The sequence below is a fragment of the Variovorax glucosi genome, from assembly GCF_051216695.1.
Lineage (GTDB): Bacteria > Pseudomonadota > Gammaproteobacteria > Burkholderiales > Burkholderiaceae_C > Variovorax.
In genome coordinates, this window is the sequence record NZ_JBPJZE010000087.1 from 1 (window position 1) to 1469 (window position 1469).

The window sequence follows — 1469 nt, forward strand, 5'->3', positions numbered from 1 at the left end:
CAGCGCTTGAAGCGACCATCGCTGATGATCGAAAGGTCCGCGAAGTCGATGCCGCTGTGGTCCTGCGGCGAATAACTCACCTCCAGCCCGCCGCCCAGGTCGTAGCCCTTGAGGCTTTCGAGCGCAGCGACCATCTTCGCACGCGTGGGCTTGGGCCCCGCGCAGCGCAGCGCCTCAACCAGCACCTTGGCCGAGGCGAAGCCTTCGAGCATGGCCGGCGACAGCTCCACCTGACCCTTGGCCTGTGCGAGTGCCAGTGCTTCCTTCACCATCGGCTGGCCGATCGAGCGCTCGTTCGGGAACACCTGCGTCACGATCACGCCCTTGCTCGCGTCGCCCAGCTGCTTGATGAAGCTCGACGAGGCGTTGTTCGACAGCGTGACCACCTGCGCCGCCGAGCCCGCCGCGCGCAGCGCCTTGATGCCGTCGATCACCGCAGCGCTCGAGCCGATCCACACCACGGCCTGCGCGTCGGCGCTCTTGATGGCAGGCACGATGGTCTTGTAGTCGGGCTTGTCGCGGTCGGCCGGAATGGTCACGGTCGGCTGGGCCTTGCCCTTGGTGAAGCCGGTCATCGCGCCTTCGAGCGCGTCGGTGCCGAACGAGTCGGTCACGTGCACCACCGCGATCCGCGTGAGGCCGATGGTCAGCAGGTGCTGCACCGCCTTCTCGGCCTCACGCTGGTAGGTGGCGCGCACGTTGAACACGTGCTTCTGCAGCGGCTTGTGCAGCGCCATCGCGCCCGTCGAAGGGCCGACCAGCGCCACGCCGTACTTGTCGAGCAGCGGAATCACCGCGAGCGTGTTGGGCGTGCCGCGGTTGAGCAGCAGCGCGACGACCTTCTTGTCTTCGATGAGCACGCGCGTGTTCTCCAGCGAACGCTTGGCGTCGAGGCCGTCGTCCATGCGGATCACCTCGATCTGCTCGCCGTTGATGCCGCCCTGGGCGTTGACCGAGTCGATCACCAGCTGCGCGCCGCCGATGGTCTCGTTCACGCTCGCGGCCACCGAGCCGGTCACGCCAGGGGTCTGGCCGATCAGGATCTGGGCCGATGCGCCCACGGCGCTGAAGGCCAGGAGGGCGGCGGCGCAAAGCATGCGCGTCGTCGTCTTCGTCATGGAAATCTTTCGAGGGAATGGGGGAAGCGGTTTGTGAGAAGGTGAAAACTAATGTCGTATTTGTTTCTGAAAGTATCGTGAATTCCATTCGGACAAACCCCTGCGCAGCCACCGACCTTGTGACGTAGTGCACAAATCCGTCATTGCGCACTCCCTAGAATGTTTGCCCCACCCCCCAAGGCACTCATGACACAGGGCTCCATCCGGATTCGCGGCGCGCGCCAGCACAACCTCCAGAACCTCGACCTCGACATCCGCACCGGCGAGATGACGGTGGTCACCGGGCCCAGCGGCTCGGGCAAGTCCAGCCTCGTTTTCGACACCCTCTACGCCGAAGGCCAGCGGCGCTAT

2 protein-coding genes are annotated in these 1469 nt (G+C 65.3%); one reads left to right on the forward strand and one right to left on the reverse strand.

Going from position 1 to position 1469, the window contains the following annotated elements:
- The coding region (locus ACSFA3_RS23105; protein WP_435507782.1) for an ABC transporter substrate-binding protein at nt 1–1118 on the reverse strand (1118 nt) is incomplete at its 3' end.
- Nucleotides 1119–1304: 186 nt separating this feature from the next.
- On the opposite strand from ACSFA3_RS23105, the gene ACSFA3_RS23110 reads away from it, so the two are divergent.
- The coding region (locus tag ACSFA3_RS23110; protein WP_435507783.1) for an ATP-binding cassette domain-containing protein at nt 1305–1469 on the forward strand (165 nt) is incomplete at its 3' end.